The organism is Paenarthrobacter sp. OM7, from assembly GCF_029873575.1.
In the GTDB taxonomy this organism is placed as follows: Bacteria; Actinomycetota; Actinomycetes; order Actinomycetales; family Micrococcaceae; genus Arthrobacter.
On record NZ_CP123579.1, the window covers coordinates 2,628,528 to 2,653,053 of the forward strand.

Genomic DNA, 24,526 nt, shown 5'->3' on the forward strand with positions numbered 1-24,526 from the left:
CCTCAGTTGCTGTCTTACTTACAGCGTTTGTTGCTGTTGCCAGCGCTGTTGCAAAACCAGTGCGCTAAAGCGCCCTAGTCGATTGTAATGCGGTTAAAAGAATGGTGGAGCGGGCCGTTTGGCCCGCTCCACCGGTTCAGAACTTGTTGTTACTCTGCAGCTGCAGCAGCAACGATGTTCACTACGCGACGTCCGCGGCGAGTACCAAACTCAACCGAGCCGGCCTGCAGGGCGAACAGGGTGTCGTCGCCACCGCGACCAACGCCTGCACCGGGGTGGAAGTGCGTGCCACGCTGGCGAACGATGATTTCGCCTGCGGAGACTACCTGACCACCGAAGCGCTTGACGCCCAGGTACTGTGCGTTGGAGTCACGACCGTTGCGAGTGGAACTCGCGCCTTTTTTGTGTGCCATGTGAAATGCCTGCCTCTAAATTTCTGGGGAAACTGGAAAACCTGAACAGCGGGTAACGAAAGTTACGCGATGCTGGTGATCTTGATCTTGGTCAGTTCCTGACGGTGACCCTGACGCTTCCGGTAGCCGGTCTTGTTCTTGAACTTCTGGATGACGATCTTCGGACCACGGAGGTCTTCGAGGATCTCAGCCGTCACCTTGACGTTGGCCAGTTCCGCAGCTGCGGAGGTGACCTTATCGCCGTCAACCAGGAGCAAGGCGGGCAGCTCAAGCGTGCTGCCGGCTCCACCGGGGACGCGGTTAAGCGTTACGTAGTCTCCAACGGAAACTTTTTCTTGGCGGCCGCCTGCGCGGACAATCGCGTACACCACTTGGGTACTCACTTCTCTCGACGTTTATAACTAAATTTGCGTGCGGAACCTGGAACCGAAATCAGGCTTGGTTCGCGCTGTGCCTCAACGCCGTGGACTTCTGATCGAAGTCCGCGAGTCATCCCTTGAACAATTCCAAGGGGCATAACCCAAGTGTTGGCGTAAGCACCGAAGATCAAGATTACGCTAGTTTGACCCTCGGCTGCAAATGAGGCCGGGTCCGGAGGCTACCACGTGACTTGCATCACCAGTTGTAACGGACTCTCCCGGCACCGTGCCCATACAGCCTACAGGGTTTGGGGCGATTAACGTGATTTGACCCGCGACGCGCTGGGGCGGTTTGAAACCCGGAGATAAAAAGCCCGAGCAGGAACGGTCAGGCGAACAGCCGGGGTGCGTCAAAGAACGCAGTTTCGTAGCGGCAGGACTGGGCAAAAGCCTCCACCATTGATGCCCGCTCCCCCTCGGAAGCTGCCGCTGCAGCGGCGTCCGTGAAATTGATCGCATTCCTGGTGGCTGCAGCAAACTCTTCATCGGCGTAAGTCCTGAGCCAGTCCGCGTAGGGATGCGCCGCCGGGGATCCCGCCTTCACGAACGACCCATGGAGCCGCTGGCCCACCTCTGCGTAGAGCCAGTAGCACGGCAGGATGGCCGCCAGCACCACGGAGTAGCTGCCGGTGGCCGAGGATGCCAGCAGGTGGTCCACGTAGGACTTCGTGACGGGTCCGGTCACCGAGGATGCCTCTCGGGTGCTGAGCCAGTTCCTGTGCAGTTCCGATTCGACCTCAAGGCACTGCTGTGACGCTTTGGCCCAGAACAGTTGCTCCTCCTCCGTGGGGGCAAGGGCGCCCGCACGCGCCAGGACCCTGGAATACCCGTTGAGGTAGAGGACGTCCTGCGCGAGGTAGTAATTGAACGCAGCCTCCGGGAGCTCGCCCGATTGCAGGCCGTCAATAAAGCTGAGTTTGTAGATTGCCTCGAGCTCCGGAGCAGCTTCCTTCCACAGCGTCGCGGCGAATTGCCCCGGCCTCAGGACCTGATGGTGGTGGAAATGGTGGACCGGCCCGTTTCCCTGGCCTACGTCGAGGCTGTCCGAATGCAGCAGCGCCTGGAGCAACCACGGCTTGACTTCGCGCAGGGAAGCTTCCCAATCGCCGGTGCGGGCCTGGACCGTGGCCAGAGCCGACGACAACGAACAGCCCGTGCCGTGGCTGTTCTTCGTTTCCACGCGGGGTCCGGCTACCTCGATGACGTCCTGCCTCAGGAGGCCGCTGGTGTTAACCAGGGCATCCGGGCATTCCGCCCCTGCCAGGTGTCCGCCCTTCACCAGGACCGTGGTGCCGCACTCAGCAGCCAGTCGCTTGCCCTGGTTCAACGCCGAATCCCAGTCAGCAGCTTCAGGCTCCCCCAACAGCATGGCAAGCTCCGGGAGGTTCGGGGTAATAAGGTCCGCCAACGGCAGCAGAGCGCGCAGGGCCTGCTCGGCAGACCCTCGCAGGAGGCGGTCGCCGCTGGTGGCCACCATCACCGGGTCAAGGACCACGACGCCGGGACGCACCGCCTCAAGCCAGCTGCGGACCTCATCGATCACCGCAGCGTCACCCAGCATGCCGATCTTCACGGCATCGATGGCAATGTCCGTGCTGATGGACTCCAACTGCTGTCGCAGGAACTCCACCGGAGGAACATGGACAGCACTGACGCCCAGCGTGTTTTGGGCAGTCAACGCGGTGATCGCCGCCATGCCGTAGCCGCCCTGCGCAGCAATGCTCTTCAGGTCAGCCTGGATACCGGCACCGCCGGAGGGGTCCGAGCCCGCGATACTCAGTACGCGGGGCGTTTCCCGGCCGCAAACAGCCAGAGGGTACACAGAAGAATACGACGATGACGTCATGGGGACATCCCTTCGCCGGTGCTAACCGGACAGGTTCAACGGGTCTGGATCTCAGCCGGGCCCTATGCCCGGCACCCCGTGTCAATCCCCAGCGTAGCCGGGAAGCAGCACGGCCCGGGAACTGCACTCCGCAGAAGACCGGTTATGACCGCTGTGAGCAGACAGCAAAGGGCCCCGCAGTACCCGCCTGTGGCGGTTACTGCGGGGCCCTTGCGGATCGGGTCCTAGAGCTCCGAAGCGGGAACACCAACCCCAAGGATGATGGGTTCCTCGGACGCTGCCTTCTTGGCAGGCTCCGCCGGTGCTTTGGCCTGGTGTGCAGTTCCACGCGCTGCGGTAGCAGTGACCTCGTGGTGCTCAACGCTGGTCTCGTTGGCTGCACCCTGGGCGCGGCTCGCACTGCGGTTGCGGCGCCCCCGGCGGGACTTCGACGCCGAAGCAGCTTCAGGGTCCTCGTCCACGGGCCCCGCCACGGCGGCTGCCGGTGCAGCGGCTGCCTTGGAAGGAACCACGGTTTCGGGCTTTGCCTCGGGTGCTGCGCCAAGGTGGGAGAACGCTTCGGCCAGGAGATCCAGGCTCATGGCAGGCTTGGCGGCAGGCGGTTCCTCGTGGTGTTCCCCGAAAGGCAAGGCCACTTCTTCGCCGCCGAATCGCAGAACCGGTGTGGACCGTGTGTCACGAACCGATGCTTCCCGGTCTGATTCGGGGTCGGCGTGCTCTCCGGCCTCCGGCTGTGATGCGGCAGGCGCCTGGTGCTGGCCGGCCGCCCGTGCTTGCTCTTCTGCACGGTGAACTTCGTCATCGTGGAGGTGGGCAGCGTGGGCGGCAGCAGCGATCGTCGCCAGCGCAGCGCGGGTTGCCTCTGCTTTGGCCTGCTTGGCAGGATCCTGCGGCTCGGAAGCCGCGGGAGGTGCGGCAGGGGCGGAAGCAGTGCTGTGGACCTGCGCGGGAGCCTCGGCGACAGCCTGTCCCCCGCCCTTGCCACGGCGGCGCTTGCGTTCTGTTCGGGCTGTGGGTTGCTGCGCCTCAGTGTGGGGGCGGTGGTGCTCGGCAGCCACAACGTTGGCGCGACGGTGCTCCACCGGTTCATCGTGGGTGACCACGCCGCGGCCGGCACAGTGCTCGCACTGCTCACCGAAGACCTCAAGGAGGCCGGTACCCATGCGCTTGCGGGTCATCTGGACAAGGCCCAGTGACGTCACTTCAGCCACTTGGTGCTTGGTGCGGTCGCGGCCAAGGCACTCAACCATACGGCGGAGGACGAGGTCGCGGTTGGACTCAAGGACCATGTCGATGAAGTCGATGACAATGATGCCGCCGATGTCACGCAGGCGAAGCTGGCGAACTACTTCCTCAGCAGCTTCGAGGTTGTTCTTGGTGACGGTTTCTTCAAGGTTTCCACCGCTGCCGGTGAACTTACCGGTGTTGACGTCCACCACGGTCATGGCTTCGGTGCGGTCGATGACCAGCGAACCACCGGATGGGAGGAAGACCTTGCGTTCCAGTGCCTTGTGGATCTGCTCGTCAATGCGCCAGGCACCGAAGATGTCCTGGTCCTTGGTCCACTTCTCGAGGCGGCCCACAAGGTCGGGGGCAACGTAGGTTACGTAAGCCTCAATGGTGTCCCAGGCGTCGTCGCCGGAAACGATCAGTTTGGAGAAGTCTTCATTGAAGACGTCACGGACCACCTTGATGGTCAGATCGGGTTCGCCGTAGAGCAGTTCCGGTGCCAGGACCTTGGTGGAGGAGGCCTGGCCTTCGATGCCTTCCCACTGGGCGCGCAGGCGGTTGATGTCATGCGTCAGTTCTTCTTCCGACGCACCTTCAGCAGCCGTGCGGACAATGACGCCGGCGTTTTCCGGCAAACGGTCCTTCAGGATGCGCTTGAGGCGGTTGCGTTCGACATCGGGCAGCTTGCGTGAAATGCCGGTCATGGAACCACCGGGCACGTACACCAGGTAGCGGCCGGGCAGGGAGATCTGGCTTGTCAGGCGGGCACCCTTGTGGCCTACAGGGTCCTTGGTGACCTGGACCAGAACGGAATCGCCGGACTTCAGCGCATTCTCGATCCGGCGCGGCTGGCCCTCGAGGTTGACCGCGTCCCAGTTCACTTCACCGGCGTACAACACGGCGTTGCGGCCGCGTCCGATATCCACGAAGGCAGCTTCCATGGACGGCAGGACGTTCTGGACCTTGCCCAGGTAAACGTTGCCGATCAGGGAGTCCTGCTGGGTCTTGGAGACAAAATGCTCGGCAAGCACGCCATCTTCCAGGACGCCGATCTGAATTCTGTCGTCGCGCTGGCGGACAATCATCTGGCGGTCCACTGATTCGCGGCGGGCCAGGAATTCGGCCTCGGTGATGACCTGGCGGCGGCGTCCGGTCTCGCGGGATTCACGGCGGCGCTGCTTCTTGGCCTCAAGCCTGGTGGAGCCCTTGACGCTGGTCACGCGATTCGAGGGAGCAGTTTCCGTGATGGGGCGGGGAGCGCGGACGCGGGTGACTGTGTTGGGCGGATCGTCGTCCGAGCCGCCGGTCAGTTCAAGGTCCTGGTCGCCACGGCGGCGACGACGACGGCGACGCGAGGTCACCCCTTCGTCGGAGGCTTCAGCTGCGGGAGTTTCCTCATCGTCAGACTCGGCGCCCTCTCCGGCTTCGCTTTCTTCGCGTTCGGTCCCGCGGCGGCCACGGCGGCCACGGCTACGGCGGCGGCGACGACTGCCGGCATCTTCCAGCTCATCCTCGGCACCGGCTTCAGCTTCTTCCCCAGAATCCTCTTCCTTCTCCTCCACCGCGACAACGCGGGGAACAGTGGTGAGGTCCGGAGCCTGGAAGATCATGGACGTGATGGACACGGGCTCCAGGAAGAGCGAAGCAGAGCCTGCAGCGGCGGCTTCCTCCTCTTGGGGGGTTGCCTCAACAGGAGCCGCATCAACGGTATCTGCTTCAGCAGCAGGCGACTCCTGCGGGGAGGCGGCGTCCGGCGTCGTGGTTTCAACTGTGGTTTCCGCAGCAACAGGTGCTTCGTCGGCGGCAGGCGCCTCCGCTTCAACCTTGGGCTTGGCAGTACGACGACGGCGGACCGGCTTTTCGGGGGCAGGCCCGGCGACGGCTTCGGGCTGGGTCTCTACAGCGGCTTCCGGCGCGGCAGCGACGTCCTCACCCAAACCGGGCAGTGGCTCAGCGGGTTCTGCTTTCTTGCGTGAGCGGGTACGTCGCACCGGCGCAACGGGGGCCTCCGTTGCCTCAGGGGCCTCCGTCGATTCAACGACAGGCGCTGCTGCGGCCTGTGCCTCGGCGTCAGCTGCAACTTTGGGCGCAGCCTTGCGCCGGGTCCGGGTGGCTTTCTTTGGCGCTTCCGCAGTTTCCGCGGGAGCTGCCTCATCATTAACGGCTACAACCTGGTCATTATCCATATGTGGCAACACTCCTGCCCCAGCGACACCGCCACATCCGGCGCCCAGTGGGGCAAATATTGTCAAAACCCGCAGGCGTTGACAGAAGTCGGTAGTATGCTCTCCGGTTCGCACCATCATTGGGGTGCGGCAGCCCTGGAAAGCCGGCGCCCTTGTTCTGAAACCCGTTGTTCTGCTGCCACAACCAGGTGCCGTCCATTGTCATGGCGGGCCCACCAAGGATCACGTGATCCAGGCATGCCCAGCTCATACTGGCGGTCTTGGGAACAAAGTCACCGGACCGGATTCCGAATGTGGATCGGGCTCCGGCCATGTTCATTCTCTCACACCTGTTCACCTTCCCACGGTAGGCCGCTGTGTCGCAGCTCCGGGGAACAGGCGTCAACCGGAAGCTTGGGGGCACCGTCCAGCCTCCGGAGTTACAATCCTCCCAAGAGCCCATACCGGCGTGGCCGGACCGTACATTGAAAAGGACCAGATCCGCGATGCCGAGCACAGCCAGGGGAAACTTGGCCAACCAATCCACCAACTCCGTGGAGGATTTCTCCACGCAGGCAGGTCCCCACCAGGATCCACTCCCCCGGACTGTCCGTGACAAACCCTTTGCCTGGCTGCTGCTGGTCACCGGTGTGATCGGATGGGTGGCATCCGGAGCCTTGGTATTGGAGAAGCTTGAAGTACTCAAGGACCCCAACCACGTAACCGTCTGCGATGTGAATCCCTGGGTTTCCTGCGGGGCGGTCATGCAGACACCGCAGAGTTCCGTGTTCGGGTTCCCCAACATGTTCATCGGCATCGTGGCCTTTGCCGTCATCATCACCACGGCGATGGGTATCCTCGCGGGGGCCAAGTTCTCACGAGGATACTGGCTGGGCCTCCAGGCAGGCGTTACCCTTGGCTTCGCGTTCGTTGTCTGGCTGTGGTCGCAGGCCCTCTACGCCATCCACGTACTCTGCCCGTTCTGCATGGTGGTGTGGGCTGCCATGATCCCGTTGTTCGTGTGGGTAACCATCCGCAATGTCACCCACGGAGTCATCAAGGCGCCACCGGCCTTGGCAAAGCTGCTGGGCGAATCCGGCTGGATCATTGTGGCGCTCCTGTACGTTGCCGTCGCCGCTACCATCTTCTTCTCGTTCATTCACATCTTCGTGGGGTCCTCCGCTTAGGAAAACCTCCCGCGGGATGACAGAAAAGGCCAATGTTCGTGATGAACATTGGCCTTTTCCATAGTTTCGGTGATGCGTGACTAGCCCGCGAACCAGATCTTGATTTCGCGCTCAGCCGAGTCAACGGAATCCGAGCCGTGGACGAGGTTCTGCTGGACTGCCAGGCCCCAGTCGCGGCCGAAGTCACCACGAATGGTGCCCGGTGCTGCCGTGGTGGGATCCGTGGTTCCAGCCAGCGAACGGAAGCCCTCAATGACACGGTGGCCCTCGAAGACCGCCGCGATGACCGGTCCGCTCAGCATGAATTCAACCAGTGGCTCGTAGAACGGCTTGCCCACGTGCTCCTCATAGTGCTGCTCCAGCAGCTCGCGGGATGCGTTGACCTTCTTCAGTTCCGCCAGGGTGTAACCCTTGGCTTCGATCCGGGCGAGGATGGTTCCGCCCAGGTTGCGGGCGACGCCGTCGGGCTTGACCAGGACGAGGGTCCGTTCAATGCTCACAGTTGCTCCAATGTGGTTGGTCGGTGGTTTTCCCAGCCAGTTTACGGGGTTTGCGGGTCTGCTTCGTCACCGTGGGCAGCATCCCATTCGGCCTGTTCACGGTCCCGCTGGGCTACTTCACGGTCAATCCTCATGCCGGCCCTGATCCCGTACCACCAGCAGATGGCGAACAGGATGCCCACAATGAACATTGTTGGCTCTGCAAAGCCCGTCAGGATCAGCACCAGCTGCAGCGCCCAGCCAACGGCGATCCCCCAAGGCTTGGACAACACAGCGCAGGCGAGGACCAGCACCACACTCAGGGCGATGCCCACGCCCAGGATGATGCCGGGGGCCACCTCCCCGCGCCTCAACCCGAAGACCGCCAGCGTGCCGAAGAACGCGACGAAGGCTTCGAGGAGGAGCACGGTGGATGCGAACATCACTTTGGTGGAGCGGCGCTTCTTGGGCATGCCGGGGCGCCATTCACGCTGCGCCTTGGTCATTTTTGCCATGCTTAGGCACCGGCCTTTCCGAGCAGGATCCTGGCCTCGGCCACCACGGTGATGGAGCCGGTCACCAGGACGCCGCCTGCGAGGTCGTCGTTGGATTCCGCACGCTCCACGGCCCATTCAAGGGCGTCATCGAGCTTCTCCGCAATGTGGATGTTGTCCTCGCCGAAGCCAAGGTCGACGGCGAGTTCGGCCAGTTCCGCTGCGGGAACGGCACGCGCCGAGTTGGATTGCGTGAAGCAGAATTCTCCGGCAAGTCCACCGAGGGAATCCCTGAGGGTCTTCAGGATTTCCTCCGCGTCTTTCTCGCGCAGGACTCCTACCACCACTACGAGCTTGCTGAAACTGAAGGCCTCCTGGATGGCCTCAGCTGAGACGCGGATGCCATCCGGATTGTGCGCAGCGTCAACCACTACGGTAGGCGCCGTGCGGACAACCTCCAGCCGCCCTGGGGACGTCACGTTGCCGAACGCTTCCGTCAGCACCTCTGCATCGAGTTCCTTCTCTCCCCCGCCGAAGAAGGCTTCCAGTGCTGCAACGGCGACGGCAGCATTTTCAGCCTGGTGGGCCCCATGGAGCGGAAGCAGCAGGTCCTCATAGCGGCCGGCCAATCCCTGGATGGTGAGCACCTGGCCACCCACGGCCACTGCGCGGGACTCAACGCCAAATTCAACGCCCTCGAACCGGAACGGCACGTCCACTTCGCGGGCTTTCTCCAACAGGACCTGCGCGGCGTCCACCGGCTGGGCGGCGCTGACCAGGAACCCGCCGGGTTTGATGATGCCGGCCTTCTCATAAGCGATGTCCTCGGTGGTGTCGCCCAGGAGATCCGTGTGGTCCAAAGAGATCGGCGTGATGACCGAGACTTGACCGTCGCCCACGTTGGTGGCGTCGGTGATGCCACCCAACCCGACTTCGATCACGGCAACATCAACCGGCTGGTCCGCGAACACAGCAAAGCCCAAGATTGTGAGGCACTCAAAGTAGGTCAGCCGGGGCTGGTTGTCGGCCTCGAGCTCGCTGTCCACGATTTCCAGGTAGGGGCGGATTTCGTCCCAGATGCGCACGAACGTCGCGTCGGGCACGGGCTCGCCGTCGATGCTGATGCGCTCGGTGACCTTGGACAAGTGCGGGCTGGTATAGCGGCCCGTGCTCAGTCCGTGGGCACGGAGTCCGGCCTCGATCATGCGGGCCGTTGACGTTTTGCCGTTGGTACCGGTGATGTGAATGATCGGGTACGCCTTGTTCGGCTCCCCCAGTACATCCATGGCACGGAACAAGGGGGCCAGGCGCGGTTCCATCTTGTTTTCCGGAGCACGGCCCAGAAGTTCGGCGTAGACGCTTTCTACTGAGAATTCGTCAGTCATGGTCAGGCTCCTGCCTTGGTGACCGTGACCTGCGGTTCGTCGACGCCGGCCAGCAGAACCTCCAGCTCAAGGGTCAGCGTTTCTGTCTTGACGAGCTCCGCATTGGCTTTCAGGGCGTCAACGACATCCTGTGCGGCCTCCACAGACGTCCGGATGCGGTCGCTCACGTTGAGTCCAGCGTCCTTGCGGGCTTGCTGGATGGCGCGGACCATGTCCCGGGCCAGCCCTTCTGCCGCAAGCTCCGGGGTGACCTCGGTGTTGAGGACCACAAAGCCACCGCCAGGAAGTACCGCTACTGCCGCACTGCCGCCATCGGCGGCTTCCGCAACCACAGTCTCCAGCGTGTACTCGTGCGGTTCGAGCTCGAGGCCACCGGCAACCACAACACCGGCATCATTGACAGACCAATCTCCGGACTTGGATCCCTTGATGGCCTGTTGGACGTTCTTGCCCAGGCGAGGTCCGGCAGCGCGGGCGTTGACCACCAGCTTCTGCTCGATGCCGAATTCCTCAGGCGAGGCAGTTGCCGCGTCCAACAGGCGGACGGACCGGAGGTTCAGTTCATCGGCGACGACGGCGGCAAAGCCTTCCAGCGCGTCTGCTCCAAGTGCCACAACAGTCAGTTCCTGCAGCGGCAGGCGGACGCGCAGGTTGGCTCCCTTGCGCAAGCTGGAACCAGTGGAGCAGATCTGCTGCACACGGTCCATGGCCTCCACCAGCCCGGCGTTGGCAGGGAACAAGGACGCGTCCGGCCAGTCAGCCAGGTGTACGGAGCGGCCACCCGTGAGACCACGCCAGATCTCCTCGGAGACCAGCGGCAACAACGATGCCGACACCCGGCACACGGCTTCCAACGCAGTGTAGAGCGCGTCAAAGGCGTCAACATTCTCGTCGAAGAAGCGCTGGCGGCTGCGCCGGACGTACCAGTTGGTGAGCATGTCCAGGTAGCTGCGCAGTTGATCGCAGGCACCCGAGATGTCGTAGCTGTCCAGGCTTGACGTGATGTTCCGGACCAAGTCTCCGGTGTTGGCCAGGAGGTATTGGTCCAGCGTGTCGGCGTAGCCGTCGTAGCGCAGCTTCGCCTCGTAACCGGACCCCCCGTTCGATGCGTTGGTGTACAGCGTGAAGAAGCTGTAGACGTTCCACAGCGGCAGGATGACCTGACGGACGCCATCGCGGATACCTTGCTCGGTCACCACGAGGTTCCCACCGCGAAGGATGGGGCTGGACATGAGGAACCAGCGCATGGCGTCGGAACCGTCGCGGTCCAGGACCTCGGACACGTCCGGGTAGTTGCGCAGGCTCTTGGACATTTTCTGGCCGTCGGAGCCCAGTACGATGCCGTGACTGATCACATTGCGGAATGCCGGGCGATCAAACAGAGCGGTGGACAGGATGTGCAGCATGTAGAACCAGCCGCGCGTCTGTCCGATGTACTCCACAATGAAGTCCGCCGGGTTGTGGGTGTCAAACCACTCTTCGTTTTGGAACGGGTAGTGCACCTGTCCGTACGGCATGGAGCCGGAGTCGAACCAGACGTCCAGGACGTCCTCGACGCGGCGCATGGTGGATTGACCTGTGGGGTCGTCCGGGTTGGGGCGGGTCAGTTCATCGATGAACGGACGGTGCAGGTCCACTTGGCCTTCGTTGTTGACCGGGAGGCGGCCGAAGTCGGCTTCCAGTTCCGCCAGCGAACCGTAGACGTCGGTGCGCGGGTACTCGGGATCATCCGACTGCCAAACGGGGATGGGTGAGCCCCAGTAGCGGTTGCGGCTGATGGACCAGTCGCGGGCGTTGTCCAGCCACTTGCCGAACTGGCCGTCCTTGACGTTGCCCGGGATCCAGTTGATCTCCTGGTTCAGCTCGGACATGCGGTCTTTGAACTTGGTGACCTCCACGTACCAGGATGACACTGCGCGGTAGATCAGGGGGTTCCGGCAACGCCAGCAGTGCGGGTAGCTGTGCTCGTAGCTTGCCTGGCGGACCAACCGGCCATCGGCGCGGAGCACCTGGGTGATGGGCTTGTTGGCGTCGAAAACCTGCAGGCCAACGATCGAGGCCAGCTCGCCATGGGCAAACAGCGGCAGGAACTTGGCGCCTTCATCCACGGAGAGGACCACAGGGATACCGGCGTCTTCACAGACCTTCTGGTCATCCTCACCATAGGCCGGAGCCTGGTGGACGATGCCCGTACCGTCGGTGGTGGTGACGTAGTCCGCCACCAGGAATCGCCAGGCATTCTGCGTCCCGTACTTCTCAGTATCCGCAAAGTCGTTCCACAGCGGCTCATACTCAAGGCCTGCCAGCTCGGCGCCTGTGTGGGTGGAGACAACGGCGGCAGTTGCGGCAGCGACGCCGTCGGCACCGTCACCGTACCCCAGGTCCTTGGCGTAGGAGCCCACAAGGTCAGCAGCGAGCAGGAAGCTGCCGGTGACCGGCGCCTCAGCGGAGGCCGCCTTCACGCCGTTGGGTCCTGCGGGCAGGACGGCGTAGGAGATGTCAGGCCCGACGGCGAGCGCCAGGTTGGTGGGCAGCGTCCAGGGCGTGGTGGTCCAGGCAAGCGCCTGCACACCTTCAAGAGCCTTGGAGAGTTCGGACTCTCCTGCCTTGATGGGGAACGTCACGGTGACAGTCTGGTCCTGGCGGTTCTTGTAGATGTCGTCGTCCATGCGGAGTTCGTGGTTGGACAGCGGCGTCTCGTCCTTCCAGCAGTAAGGGAGGACGCGGTAACCGTTGTAGGTCAGGCCCTTCTCGTGCAGCTGCTTGAAAGCCCAGAGCACCGACTCCATGTACTCGACATTGAGGGTCTTGTAGTCGTTGTCGAAATCCACCCAGCGGGCCTGGCGGGTGACGTAGGCCTTCCACTCATTGGCGTACTTCATGACGGAGGCGCGGCAGGCGTCGTTGAATTTGTCGATGCCCATGGCTTCGATCTGGGTCTTGTCCGTCATACCCAGTTGCTTCATGGCTTCGAGCTCTGCGGGGAGCCCGTGGGTGTCCCAACCGAAGCGGCGTTCCACGCGCTTGCCGCGCTGGGTCTGGTAGCGGCCCACGAGGTCCTTGGCGTAGCCGGTCAGCAGGTGGCCGTAGTGGGGCAGGCCGTTGGCGAAAGGAGGGCCATCGTAGAAGACGAATTCGTTGCTTCCGGCTGTCCCACCGGGAAGGTCGCTGTCGCGCTGGTCGATGCTGGCTTGGAAGGTGCCATCTTCATCCCAGTATTTGAGGATGCGCTCTTCGATTTCCGGGAACTTCACGGAAGCGGACACGCCGTGCGTGCCGGACGAAGACGCTGAGGCCTTGGGGTAGTGGGTCATCTCATATCCTGTGATAGCTGGTTGACTGTCAGGATGCGAGGACGGCTTCTGTGCTGCCTGTCGGCTGCGCAGGTACCGCGGTACCACCTCACTTACCGGAACGGATATTCCGGCCTCTCATTACTGCTGTGACGGGCTTACCCGTCCGGTTCTACTGGGCGCCTGCCACCTTTGCAGGTGGTCAGAGCTGTTCTTCCGGAAGCTCACCGGTGATGGCCGGGTCAAAGCTGCTCCCCCAAGTCTAGCGGCAGCCTGGCGCCTCCCTCTACCCGGAGTTCATCCCATGGATGGAGTCCGGTGGCGCTGCTGATACATAGACTCATCCCCATGATGCTTCCCGCTCCTGCACTTCAGGAAAGCCGCCCCCGGCAGTCCGCGTCCATCGCGTGGTCGGTACTGGGCCTGGTGGTGTCGCTGCCGGTAGCGGGGCTGTCGATTTTCCGTGCCATCCCTGCTGAATGGCCCCTCGTTGTGGTGCAGTTGCTGTCCTTCACACCCTGGATGGTGCTGCCCGCGGCGCTTGCGCTGGTGCTTGCTGTGGTGGGGCGGCGGTGGTGGGTCATCCTCACGACGGCGGCGCTGTTGGCGGTTCAACTCTTCTGGCTGTTCCCTTTGGACAGCGGAAAAGCGGAAGCACTGCCGGCAGGGACGGCCACGGCTTCGCTGAAGGTGATGAGCCTCAACTCCGAGTATGGCGAGGCGGACGCGGCGACCATTGTGAGGCTGGTCCGCGAGAACGGTGTCCAGTTGCTGACGATCCAGGAACACACCCAACGGCTTGAAGACGCCCTCAGCTCAGCGGGCCTGGAGCACGTGCTGCCGAATCTCCTCAGCCAACCCAATGACGACGCGTCCGGCGGCGCGGTGTACTCCGTGTTCCCGCTGGAGGCCGTGGGGCTGCTCCCTGACACCCCGTTCCGGATGGACGTGACCCGGGTACAGGTCACGGATGCCGGTGCTGGTTCCACTGCGGCGCTGAACCTCACCAACGTCCATACCCTTCCACCGGTTGATGAGCGGATCGGGCAGTGGCGCAGCGATCTGGACAAGCTGTCCCGGCAGGCTTCCCGGCCCGGGAACCATCTGTTGGTGGGCGACTACAACGCAACGTACGATCACGCCGAGTTCCGTTCGTTGCTCGATAACGCCTTGGGTGGTCAGCAAACGGGCACGAAGCTCGTTGACGTCGGCATTGCTTCCGGTGGGCGGTTCTCCCCGACGTGGCCCATGGAGGGACAGCCGCTGCCGGGCATTGTCATCGACCACATGGTCACCTCGCCCCGGATCAGCAACAGCGGCTATGCGGTCCTCCACGTTCCGGGCACCGACCACGCCGCCATCCTGGCAACGCTCAGCATTCCGGCCGGTTAACTTTCCCTGCGGATCAGCTTGTGGTTGGCTGCCTGTGCCACAGGACGAACGACGATCTCGTCGAGGTTGATGTGATGCGGCAAGGAGACGGCGTACTTCACGACGTCCGCCACGTCCGCGGCCGTCAGGGGTTTCTCGACGCCGGCATACACCTTCGCGGCCGCGTCCTTGTCGCCCAGCCGGTTGAGGGCGAACTCCTCCGTTTGCACCAGTCCCGGAGCCACCTCGATGACCCGGATGTTGTTGCCCACCTCTTCCAGGCGCAAGGCGTTGGTCATGGCGTGCTGGGCAAACTTGGCGGCGTTGTAGCCGGCACCGCCCTCATACGCCGACAGGCCGGCAGTGGAGGTCAGGTTCAGGACCGTACCTTCGCCGTGGTCCCGCAACATGGGCAGGAACGCCCGGGTGATCTTCATGGTCCCCAACACGTTGACCTGGTACATCCATTCCCAATCCCCGGTGTCGGCGTTGGCGATGGTGTCCGCGCCACGTGCACCGCCGGCGATGTTGATGAGGGTGTCAGCACCTCCGGACGTGGTCACGGCCTCCAGCAAGGCGGCGACGTCGTCGTCGTTGGTGATGTCAGCAGGGAACGGCACAGCGCCGGTCTCAGCACCCAGGGCCTCGAGCCTGTCGGCCCTGCGCGCCACCGCGAATACCGTCCAACCCGAGGAAGCCAGGGCCCTCACGGTGGCTTCACCGATGCCGGTGCTTGCACCGGTCACCACGGCCGTCCTGTTTGTGCCGGAATTCTGTCCTGAGGGGGTGCTGTGCGCTGCCGAAGTCATGGCACCACCTTATCCGGGGGTGCGCAGTCATTCCCCGGCGGGCTGTAACGCCAGGCCATGAAACAATTGATCCATGGCTGAATCAACGCAGGGTACAGACACGCCCGCCACCAACCCCATCAACGTTCCCGACAAGCCGGCCCTTGAAGGCCTTGAGGCTGCCTTGACGCAGCGCTGGCTGGCTGAAGGAACCTATAAGTTCAACCCGGACACCACCCGGGAGCAGGTCTACTCGATCGACACTCCCCCGCCCACGGCATCCGGCTCGCTCCACGTGGGCCACATGTTCTCCTTTACCCAGACTGACGTCCAGGCCCGGTACATGCGAATGACCGGGAAAAACGTCTTCTACCCCATGGGCTGGGACGACAACGGCTTGCCCACCGAGCGCCGCGTCCAGAACTACTACGGTGTGCGTTGCGATCCGGCCATCCCCTATCAGGCCGACTACACGCCGCCCGCACAGCCGGCCAAGAACCAGCGCGACTTCGACGTCGTCTCGCGCCGGAACTTCATCGAACTGTGTGAGGAACTCGCCGTTGAGGACGAGAAGGTCTTCGAGAACCTGTTCCAGACCCTCGGCCTGTCCGTGGACTGGGACCTGACGTACCGCACCATTGACGACACTTCACGTGCGGTCTCCCAGCGCGCCTTCCTTACCAACCTCTCTGCCGGTGACGCCTACATGGCCGAAGCTCCCACGCTTTGGGATGTGACGTTCCGCACGGCTGTTGCACAGGCCGAACTTGAGGACCGCGAAGTTGCCGGCGCGTACTACCGCTACCCGTTCTTCACTGAAGACGGCGAAAAGATCTTCATCGAGACCACCCGCCCGGAACTGCTGGCTGCCTGCGCGGCCCTGGTGGCAAACCCCGACGACGAACGGTACCAGCCGCTGTTTGGCAAGACCGTGAAGTCCCCGCTGTTCGACGTCGAGCTTGAGGTCAAGGCCCACCCCCTCGCCAAGGCGGATAAGGGCTCCGGCATTGCCATGGTGTGTACTTTCGGCGACCTCACCGACGTCACCTGGTGGCGCGAACTGCAGTTGCCCACGCGTGCCATCATGGGCCGCGACGGCCGCATCATTGCCGACATCCCGGAATGGATCACCACCGAGGCAGGCAAGGAAGCCTACGCTGCGATCGCGGGCAAGACCGCTTTTTCCGCCAAGGAAGCCGTAGTTGAACTGCTCAAGGCAGCGGACCTGCTGGACGGCGAACCGAAGAAGATCACCCACCCGGTGAACTTCTTCGAAAAAGGCGACAAGCCCCTCGAGGTTGTCACGTCACGTCAGTGGTACATCCGCAACGGTGGCCGCGATGAGGAACGCCGCGAACGCCTGATCGGTCGAGGCCAGGAAATCACCTTCCACCCGGCCTTTATGCGCTCCCGCTACGAGAACTGGATCGCCGGCCTGAACGGTGACTGGCTGGTTTCCCGCCAGCGCTTCTTTGGCGTGCCCATCCCCGTCTGGTACCCGCTGGATGCCCAGGGCAACCCGGATTACGACAACCCCATCCTGCCCTCGGACGACATGCTGCCCGTGGATCCCGCTGCGGACGCTGCTCCCGGCTTCGACGAAGCGCAGCGTGACCAAGCCAATGGCTTCACAGGTGACGCCGACGTCCTGGATACCTGGGCCACGTCCTCTCTCACCCCGCAGATTGTGGGCGGCTGGAGCCGTGACGAGGACCTGTTCTCCAAGGTCTACCCCTTCGACCTCCGTCCGCAGGGCCACGACATCATCCGCACCTGGCTGTTCTCGTCGGCTGTCCGCGCTGATGCCCTGCAGAAGAATGCCCCGTGGAAGCATGCGGCCATCTCCGGCTGGATCCTGGACCCGGACCGCAAGAAGATGTCCAAGTCCAAGGGCAACGTTGTGGTGCCCACGGATGTGCTCAACGAGTACGGTTCCGACGCCGTCCGTTACTGGGCCGCCTCGGCCAAGCTTGGCGCAGACACTGCCTACGAAATAGCGCAGATGAAGATCGGCCGTCGCCTGGCCATCAAGCTGCTGAACGCCTCCAAGTTCGTGCTCAACCTTGGTGCCACCGAGAACTCCGTGGTCTCCGGTGACCTCTCTGTGCTGACCAACCCGCTGGACCGTGCGCTGCTCGCGCAACTGTCCGACGTCGTTGCCCAGTCCACCAAGGCGTTTGAGAACTACGACTACGCCCGCGCACTCCAGATCACCGAATCCTTCTTCTGGCAGTTCACGGACGATTACGTAGAGCTCATCAAGGACCGCGCCTATGGTGCCGCCGGCGAGACTGAGCAGGCCTCGGTCCTTGCTGCGCTGGCGACAACGCTGGACTCGCTCCTGCGTCTCTTCGCACCGTTCCTGCCCTTCGCCACCGAAGAGGTCTGGGGCTGGTGGCGCGCAGGGTCCGTCCACCGTGCAGAGTGGCCCGCCGCCTTGGAAATCACCGACGGCGACACCACCATGCTTGGCACAGTGGGCATTGCTCTCAGCGGTATCCGCAAAGCGAAGTCCGAGGCAAAGGTCAAGCAGCGCACAGAGGTGGTCTCTGCCTCGATCACGGCCTCGGAGGTTCTGGTGGCCCAACTGAAGGCCGGCCTGGGCGACTTGAAGGCAGCCGCCAACGCACAGGAAATCACGCTCCAGTCCGGTGAAGGCGAACTGACCGTCAGCGACGTTGTCCTGGCGCCTGCCGAGGAGACGTCCGCGTCCCAGTCGTAGTCCCGGAAGTCACTGCGCCCATTGATTCAGGGCAAAGGGGAAGCCCCATCAGCGTTTTGCCGTTGGTGGGGCTTCGACTTTTCGGCTGTCTGGTGATGTCTTGACAGTCTGGCGGAATCCTAGGAATTTCAGGTCTTCCTACCTCATCACTGGTAGCCTGCTTCCAACTTTGCCAAAGGCTGCGTTGGTTGCAATCACTGAATCTTTGGTTTCCGTGTCCCTCTTCTTTCGAAGTGGGTAAGAACCATTGTTGTCCCGCTGAATGCAATGCACAAGACCCTTGGAAGAACTACAAACCTGTAGTTCTCCTGCGCTCCGGGGGCTACCTGTGGCAGAGTATTGAGCATGCCGGAACTCCCCGAAGTGCACGGCCTGTGCATGTATCTGGACACCCAACTCAGTGGAGCCGTGCTCAACGAGGTCCGCATCAACTCCTTCTCCGCACTGAAGACTGCTGATCCTCCGTACAGCGTCCTGGAAGGCAGAACCGTTCAGGGTGTACAACGCCTCGGTAAATTCGTGTGCGTTGATGTTGACGGCCTGTACTTTGTCTTCCATCTGGCCAAGGCCGGTTGGGTCCGCTACACCGAGCACCCTTCGTCTGCCGGACTGCGGATGGGCAAAAGCAACATCTCTGCAAGGCTCCTGCTGCACCGTCCTGCCGACGAAGCCCACATCGGCGTGGACCTCACGGAAGCCGGAACCAAGAAAAGCCTGGCCATCTATGTGGTGCGGGATCCCCAGGACGTGCCGGGAATCGCCACCTTGGGACCGGAGCCCCTCAGCCCCGACTTCGACCTTGCCGCGTTGGCGTCGATCCTTGGATCCAGTTCCCAACAGATCAAGGGCTTGCTTCGGAGCCAGGGCGTCATTGCCGGCATAGGAAACGCGTACAGTGACGAAATCCTGCACGCAGCAAAAATCTCTCCTTTCGCCAGTGCCAAGTCCCTGGACCAGGCCACAGTGGCGCGGCTCTACGAGGCCATGCAGGAGATCCTGGTGGGAGCTGTCAACGCAGCGGCAGGCAAGCCGTCCAGCGAACTCAAGGACACCAAACGCAGCAACTTCCGAGTGCACGCGCGGACCGGCCTTCCCTGTCCGGTATGCGGGGACGTAGTAAGGGAGGTGTCCTTTGCGGACACCTCCCTGCAATACTGTGCCACCTGCCAGACCAACGGAAAGATCCTTGCTGACCGACGGACATCCCGGTTCCTGAAGTAACCTGCTGGTTGAGGTTGGGAAGCCTCTTGGGTTCGGGAAACTAGTTGAATTCGGGGCTTTCGCTGCGGCTGCGCTTCAACTCGAAGAAGTGCGGGTAGCCGGCCAAGGTCACCGTGGCGTCCCAGATCTTACCGGCTTCTTCACCGCGGGGAATACGGGTCAGTACGGGACCGAAGAAAGCAGTCCCATTGAAGGCAACTACGGGAGTTCCAACATCCTGGCCTACCAATGAGATCCCCGCCTCGTGGCTCGAGCGCAGTTGGGCATCATACTCCTCCGAGTCAGCGAAGCGTGCCAGATCAGCCGGCAGGCCTACCTCGGCAAGGGCCTTCTGGATGACCGATGCCCGGTCCTTGTTGCCCTCGTGGTGGATCTGCTCTCCCATGGCGTCATACAGCGGCTTGACGTAGTTCGCGCCGTGAAGTTCCTGGGCGGCGATGATCACGCGGACAGGACCCCAGCTGTCATCCATCATTGCCCGGTAGTCGGCAGGAAGGTCCCGGCCCTCGTTGAGGACGGAGAGGCTCATCACGTGCCATTCAGTCTGGATGCCACGTACCTCCTCAACCTCACCAATCCAGCGCGACGTGATCCAGGCAAACGGGCAAACAGGATCAAACCAAAAATCGGCTTTGTTGACGGTCTGTTCGGGCGTGGACTTTTCGGGCATAGGGAACTCCTCGGAAAAGGTGGGATACGTGTGGTGGCAAGCGGTCCAACGGAACCGCTCCTTGCCTAGGCCAACAGGCTGCTAGGCCGACTTATTCCGGCGCTTGGCCACCACGTCGTGGGCAATCATGGTGGGCTGGGCTTTCTTCAAAACAACATCAGCTGTGATGACCACCGTGGCTATGTCGTCCCTGCTGGGGAGATCGAACATGACGGGCAGCAACACTTCTTCCATGATGGCCCGGAGCCCACGGGCACCAGTGCCGCGTTCGAGCGCTTGATCCGCGATGGAGTCCAGGGCGTCGTCTTCGAACTGCAAATCCACGCCGTCCAGCTGGAACATCTTCTGGTACTGCTTCACCAGCGCGTTCTTGGGGGTGGACAGAATCTGGATGAGGGCGGGCCGGTCCAGGTTGGAGACAGTGGTGATCACCGGGAGCCGGCCAATGAATTCCGGAATGAGGCCGAACTTCAGCAGGTCCTCCGGCATCACTTCGCCGTAGCTGTCCACGTTGTCCCGGGCCTCGTTCAGGGGTGAACCAAAGCCGATGCCCTTACGCCCGGACCGTGAACCAATAATGTCCTCAAGGCCCGCAAAAGCGCCGGCCACGATGAAGAGCACGTTGGTGGTGTCGATCTGGATGAATTCCTGGTGCGGGTGTTTGCGGCCGCCCTGAGGGGGCACGGATGCAACGGTTCCCTCAAGAATCTTCAAGAGCGCCTGCTGCACACCTTCACCGGATACGTCACGGGTGATCGAAGGATTCTCACTCTTACGCGAGATCTTATCGATCTCGTCAATGTAGATGATGCCTTGCTCGGCCTTCTTCACGTCATAGTCCGCGGCCTGGATGAGCTTAAGCAGGATGTTCTCCACATCCTCGCCCACGTAGCCGGCCTCCGTCAGTGCAGTCGCATCGGCTACGGCAAAGGGAACATTGAGTCGACGGGCCAAGGTCTGGGCGAGATAGGTCTTGCCACAGCCGGTGGGGCCGATCAGGAGGATGTTGGACTTTGCGATCTCCACGTCCTCGTGATGCGATCCCTCACCGAGGCTGCCGGTCTTGGGTGCATGGCCGGCCTGGATCCGCTTGTAGTGGTTGTAGACAGCCACTGCCAGCGACCGCTTGGCCGGTTCCTGGCCAATGACGTATTCCTGCAGGAAGTCGAAAATCTCACGGGGCTTGGGCAGTTCGAAACTGCCGAGATCGGAAACTTCAGCGAGTTCCTCTTCAATGATCTCGTTGCACAGCTCGATGCATTCATCACAGATGTAGACACCGGGCCCGGCTATCAGCTTCCGTACCTGCTTTTGGCTCTTTCCGCAGAAAGAACACTTCAGCAGATCCGTGCTCTCGCCAATCCGAGCCATGTGGGAATCCCTTCGTTGCATGCGGGTGATGCGGCTCCGCGCCGTACTCAAGTGTGCGGCCAAGCCGCGGTTGGCACCACCGTGACAAGATCCACTCTAGGTCACAATGAGCTGCTTGGGTGGAAACAGAACGCCGGTGCGGTCCATATTTCGTGAACCGCACCGGCGTCGAATTCCGTGTGCTACCGGGTGATTGCCTGCGGCTTGATCTTCCGGGAGTCAAGAACCTGATCGATCAGGCCGTAGCTCAAGGCATCAGCAGCCGTGAGGATCTTGTCACGCTCGATGTCGTTGTTCACCTGCTCGGACGTGCGGCCGGAGTGGTGTGCCAGCGTGTCCTCAAGCCAGGTACGCATGCGCATGACTTCCGCAGCCTGGATTTCGAGGTCCGAGGCCTGGCCACCCTGGCCACCGGAGAGAGCCGGCTGGTGGATCAGGACACGTGCGTTCGGGAGTGCCAGTCGCTTGCCCGGGGTACCGGCAGCGAGCAGGACTGCAGCTGCACTGGCAGCCTGGCCCAGGCATACCGTCTGGATTTCCGGACGGATGTACTGCATGGTGTCGTAGATGGCCGTCATGGCAGTGAACGAACCACCTGGCGAGTTGATGTACAAGGTGATGTCGCGGTCCGGGTCGGTTGACTCAAGGACCAGCAACTGGGCCATGATGTCATCGGCGGAGGCGTCGTCAACCTGGACACCGAGGAAGATGATGCGGTCCTCGAACAGCTTGGTGTACGGGTCCTGGCGCTTGAAGCCGTAAGGCGTGCGCTCCTCGAACTGGGGCAGGACGTAACGGCTGGACGGGAGATTACCGGCAGACCATCCGAAGTTGTAATTCATGTTCTTTACTCCTGGGGTTTCAGTGGTTCTTTGTGCCGGTTAGTTTTCGGAGTTCGGCTCTGCGCCCGACTGGTTGGCCGTTCCGCCACCACCGGCAACAGAACCGGCGTGCGCCGAGATCTTGTCGAAGAAGCCATATTCCAACGCCTCGGCGGCAGTGAACCACTTGTCGCGGTCATTGTCCTTGAGGATGGTCTCTACGGACTGACCGGTCTGCTCAGCCGTGAGTTCCGCCATGACCTTTTTCATGTGCAGGATCAGTTCAGCCTGGATCTTGATGTCCGAGGCCGTGCCGCCGATGCCGCCGGAAGGCTGGTGCATCAGGATGCGGGCGTTGGGCGTGGCGTAACGCTTGCCCTTGGTGCCGGACGACAGGAGGAACTGGCCCATCGAGGCAGCCAAACCCGTGGCGACGGTGACGACGTCGTTCGGAATGAACTGCATGGTGTCGTAGATGGCCATGCCGGCCGTCACGGACCCACCCGGGGAGTTGATGTACAAGTAGATGTCCTTCTCCGGGTCTTCGGCCGAGAGGAGGAGGAGCTGGGAGCAGATGGCATTGGCATTCTCGTCACGGACTTCAGAGCCGAGCCAGATAATGCGCTCTTTCAGCAGGCGGTTGTAGATGTAGTTGTCCTGGGCTGCGGGATCGACAGTTGCCATCCGGGGAGCCTCTGATTGCTGTGACATAAGTACTTACCTCTCGCTGGTGCCAGTGACCTCACTGAACTTCACTACTTGGACACTAACCGTTTTCCGCAGTGATTTGTTCGCCGGAATCGCGCTGTTCGCTGACGGCGCACGTCTGCGTTCAGCACCAATGTTCAGCCTTAAAAGCAAACCGGCCCCGGATCAGAAGATCCGGGGCCGGTTGAAGTCGTTGACTAGAACTTCACTGCTGCGGGGTCGTCGCTTGCTGCAGCGTCGGCCTCGTCGGTTGCCTCGACTGCGGCGGCCTCTTCGGCTGCTGCTTCACCGGCAGGACGAACGAAGTCGGTGAGGTCAACCTTGTTGCCCTCGGAGTCGACAACCTCTGCCTGGCCGAGCACAACTGCCAGCGCCTTGCGGCGTCGGACCTCGGAAACCATCATGGGGACCTGGCCGCTCTGATCAATGATCTGGGCGAACTGGTTGGGGTCCATGCCGTACTGGCTTGCGGTGGTGACGATGTAGTCGATCAGCTCGTTCTGGCTGACATCCACTTCTTCCTTGTCCGCGATGGCGTCAAGGATGATCTCGTTCTGGAACGCACGCTCGGTGTTGGCCTTGACCTCGGCGCGGTGTTCCTCGGTGTCGTGGTCACCTTCGCCGTGGGCGTTCTCCGGGTTGAAGTGCGCTTCGATCTGCTCTTCGACCACGGAATCCGGAACCGGAACCTCTACGAGCTCAACGAGCTTGTCCAGGACCTTGTCGCGTGCCTCAACGCCCTGCTCCACAACCTTGGAGTCGGAAGCCTGCTTGGCGAGGTCCTCGCGGAGCTCGGCAAGGGTGTCGAACTCGGAGGCAAGCTGTGCAAAGTCATCGTTGGCCTCGGGGAGCTCGCGCTCCTTGACGGCCTTGACAACAACCTTCACCTGAGCGGACTCACCGGCGTGGTCGCCGCCCACCAGCGTGGTGTCGAAGATTGCCTCTTCGTCGGCTGAAAGGCCGGTCACGGCTTCATCGAGGCCTTCGAGCATGGTGCCCGCGCCAACCTGGTAGGACAGGCCTGCCGCGGAATCGATCTCTTTGCCGTCAATGGTGGCGGTGATGTCGATGGTCAGGAAGTCATCGTTCTTGGCGGGGCGCTCAACGGACTTCAGCGTGCCGAAACGGCCACGCAGTTCGTCAAGGGACTTCTCGACGTCAGCTTCGGAGGATTCAGCGGCAGCCACCTCGACCTTGATGCCGGCGTAGTCCGGCAGCTCGATCTCGGGGCGGACATCGATTTCCACCTGGAACTTGAGTTCACCATCGGTGGAGGTGGGGTCGGGAACCTCGGTGATTTCAACCTCGGGACGGCTCAGGGGGCGAACGCCCGTTTCCTGAACTGCAGCCTGGTACCAGCCATTGAGGCCATCGTTGATGGCCGTCTCCAGGACGTAGCCGCGGCCAACGCGCTGGTCGATCAGCTTGGTGGGAACTTTGCCCTTGCGGAATCCGGGAACCTGGATCTGCGAAGCAACGGTCTTGTACGCGGCATCGATGCTCGGCTTCAGTTCCTCAAAGGGAACCTCAACGTTGAGCTTGACCCGCGTTGCGGTGAGGTTCTCGACAGCGCTCTTCACAGTCTAAGTACTCCTGATTTTGTGGGTATGGGGTTCTGTCGCGTCCCTGAGGCGGACACAAACACAGAGTCGGGGTGACAGGATTTGAACCTGCGACTTCCTGCTCCCAAAGCAGGCGCTCTAGCCAAGCTGAGCTACACCCCGAACGCACAGGACAGTCTACGGGCAAGCGAGCCAGGAATGCACATTTGACACCGCCGCCGGAATTAGGTTTAGTTGTACCCGGCTTGAACAGCCACCGGGAAGATGTCCTGAAAAAAGGAGATCCGTCCTGGGGACGTAGCTTAATGGTAAAGCCTCAGTCTTCCAAACTGATTACGCGGGTTCGATTCCCGTCGTCCCCTCCAAGGGAAAACGCCCCGA

General features: G+C 62.2%; 18 protein-coding genes, 2 tRNA genes and 1 riboswitch. Of the genes, 5 read left to right on the top strand and 15 right to left on the bottom strand.

Features of this window, described 5'->3' with window-relative positions:
* Positions 1 to 149 precede the first annotated feature (149 nt).
* The 4 genes from rpmA to QEH68_RS12130 all read right to left on the bottom strand — a co-directional run bounded on the left by rpmA (position 150) and on the right by QEH68_RS12130 (position 6,094).
* Entirely contained in the window at positions 150 to 413 is a 264-nt protein-coding gene (rpmA, locus tag QEH68_RS12115; RefSeq protein ID WP_024816903.1) for a 50S ribosomal protein L27, read from the bottom strand.
* A 62-nt stretch (positions 414 to 475) separates the two neighbouring features.
* Entirely contained in the window at positions 476 to 784 is a 309-nt protein-coding gene (gene rplU / locus QEH68_RS12120) for a 50S ribosomal protein L21 (protein ID WP_018777818.1), read from the bottom strand.
* Between the two features lie 376 nt (positions 785 to 1,160).
* A complete protein-coding gene (gene thiD / locus QEH68_RS12125; protein ID WP_280622978.1) occupies positions 1,161 to 2,678 on the bottom strand; it encodes a bifunctional hydroxymethylpyrimidine kinase/phosphomethylpyrimidine kinase in 1,518 nt (505 codons plus the stop codon).
* A riboswitch (TPP riboswitch) is annotated at positions 2,669 to 2,767 on the bottom strand. It overlaps the preceding gene by 10 nt.
* 135 nt (positions 2,768 to 2,902) lie before the next feature.
* On the bottom strand, positions 2,903 to 6,094 hold the full coding sequence (locus tag QEH68_RS12130; RefSeq protein WP_280622979.1) for an Rne/Rng family ribonuclease: 3,192 nt from the start codon (positions 6,092 to 6,094) through the stop codon (positions 2,903 to 2,905).
* 485 nt (positions 6,095 to 6,579) lie between these two features.
* Between QEH68_RS12130 and QEH68_RS12135 the strand changes: the two genes are divergently transcribed.
* Positions 6,580 to 7,260, top strand: a complete 681-nt coding sequence (locus QEH68_RS12135; RefSeq protein WP_280622980.1) for a vitamin K epoxide reductase family protein — start codon at positions 6,580 to 6,582, stop codon at positions 7,258 to 7,260.
* 80 nt (positions 7,261 to 7,340) lie between these two features.
* Here QEH68_RS12135 and ndk read toward each other — a convergent pair whose 3' ends face one another.
* From ndk to ileS, 4 genes are read right to left on the bottom strand one after another with little or no spacing between them, the layout of a single operon-like run.
* The gene (gene ndk, locus QEH68_RS12140; RefSeq protein ID WP_089595301.1) at positions 7,341 to 7,760 is read right to left on the bottom strand and encodes a nucleoside-diphosphate kinase; all 420 of its coding nucleotides are present in this window, start codon (positions 7,758 to 7,760) and stop codon (positions 7,341 to 7,343) included.
* A 41-nt stretch (positions 7,761 to 7,801) separates the two neighbouring features.
* Positions 7,802 to 8,254: a DUF4233 domain-containing protein gene (locus QEH68_RS12145; RefSeq protein WP_207593735.1), complete on the bottom strand. Its 453-nt coding sequence runs from the start codon at positions 8,252 to 8,254 to the stop codon at positions 7,802 to 7,804.
* 2 nt (positions 8,255 to 8,256) lie between these two features.
* Entirely contained in the window at positions 8,257 to 9,618 is a 1,362-nt protein-coding gene (locus QEH68_RS12150; protein WP_207593736.1) for a folylpolyglutamate synthase/dihydrofolate synthase family protein, read from the bottom strand.
* A 2-nt stretch (positions 9,619 to 9,620) separates the two neighbouring features.
* Complete coding sequence (gene ileS, locus QEH68_RS12155) at positions 9,621 to 12,932, bottom strand: isoleucine--tRNA ligase (protein WP_280622981.1); 3,312 nt, start codon at positions 12,930 to 12,932, stop codon at positions 9,621 to 9,623.
* Positions 12,933 to 13,259: 327 nt separating this feature from the next.
* On the opposite strand from ileS, the gene QEH68_RS12160 reads away from it, so the two are divergent.
* A complete protein-coding gene (locus QEH68_RS12160) occupies positions 13,260 to 14,303 on the top strand; it encodes an endonuclease/exonuclease/phosphatase family protein (RefSeq protein ID WP_280622982.1) in 1,044 nt (347 codons plus the stop codon).
* Here the strand turns inward: QEH68_RS12160 and QEH68_RS12165 are convergent.
* Entirely contained in the window at positions 14,300 to 15,091 is a 792-nt protein-coding gene (locus QEH68_RS12165; protein ID WP_207593739.1) for an SDR family oxidoreductase, read from the bottom strand. The two genes, QEH68_RS12160 and QEH68_RS12165, sit on opposite strands and share 4 nt — an antisense overlap.
* Positions 15,092 to 15,164: 73 nt before the next feature.
* Between QEH68_RS12165 and valS the strand changes: the two genes are divergently transcribed.
* Both valS and QEH68_RS12175 read left to right on the top strand, forming a co-directional pair.
* Entirely contained in the window at positions 15,165 to 17,792 is a 2,628-nt protein-coding gene (gene valS, locus QEH68_RS12170; protein WP_207593740.1) for a valine--tRNA ligase, read from the top strand.
* A gap of 345 nt (positions 17,793 to 18,137) precedes the next feature.
* A complete protein-coding gene (locus tag QEH68_RS12175) occupies positions 18,138 to 19,013 on the top strand; it encodes a DNA-formamidopyrimidine glycosylase family protein (RefSeq protein ID WP_280622983.1) in 876 nt (291 codons plus the stop codon).
* Between the two features lie 40 nt (positions 19,014 to 19,053).
* Here the strand turns inward: QEH68_RS12175 and QEH68_RS12180 are convergent, their stop codons facing one another.
* The 6 genes from QEH68_RS12180 to QEH68_RS12205 all read right to left on the bottom strand — a co-directional run bounded on the left by QEH68_RS12180 (position 19,054) and on the right by QEH68_RS12205 (position 24,307).
* Positions 19,054 to 19,683 carry a DsbA family protein gene (locus QEH68_RS12180; RefSeq protein ID WP_207593742.1) on the bottom strand — a complete coding sequence of 210 codons (630 nt, stop codon included), beginning with the start codon at positions 19,681 to 19,683 and terminating at the stop codon, positions 19,054 to 19,056.
* 81 nt (positions 19,684 to 19,764) lie between these two features.
* The gene (gene clpX / locus QEH68_RS12185; RefSeq protein WP_207593743.1) at positions 19,765 to 21,054 is read right to left on the bottom strand and encodes an ATP-dependent Clp protease ATP-binding subunit ClpX; all 1,290 of its coding nucleotides are present in this window, start codon (positions 21,052 to 21,054) and stop codon (positions 19,765 to 19,767) included.
* Between the two features lie 182 nt (positions 21,055 to 21,236).
* Complete coding sequence (locus tag QEH68_RS12190) at positions 21,237 to 21,896, bottom strand: ATP-dependent Clp protease proteolytic subunit (RefSeq protein ID WP_024816918.1); 660 nt, start codon at positions 21,894 to 21,896, stop codon at positions 21,237 to 21,239.
* A gap of 39 nt (positions 21,897 to 21,935) precedes the next feature.
* On the bottom strand, positions 21,936 to 22,559 hold the full coding sequence (locus tag QEH68_RS12195) for an ATP-dependent Clp protease proteolytic subunit (RefSeq protein ID WP_278251958.1): 624 nt from the start codon (positions 22,557 to 22,559) through the stop codon (positions 21,936 to 21,938).
* 221 nt (positions 22,560 to 22,780) lie between these two features.
* Positions 22,781 to 24,163 carry a trigger factor gene (gene tig, locus QEH68_RS12200; protein ID WP_207593745.1) on the bottom strand — a complete coding sequence of 461 codons (1,383 nt, stop codon included), beginning with the start codon at positions 24,161 to 24,163 and terminating at the stop codon, positions 22,781 to 22,783.
* A 69-nt stretch (positions 24,164 to 24,232) separates the two neighbouring features.
* Positions 24,233 to 24,307 (bottom strand) — tRNA-Pro (locus QEH68_RS12205).
* 129 nt (positions 24,308 to 24,436) lie between these two features.
* Between QEH68_RS12205 and QEH68_RS12210 the strand changes: the two genes are divergently transcribed.
* Positions 24,437 to 24,510 (top strand) — tRNA-Gly (locus tag QEH68_RS12210).
* The last annotated feature ends 16 nt before the right edge of the window (positions 24,511 to 24,526 follow it).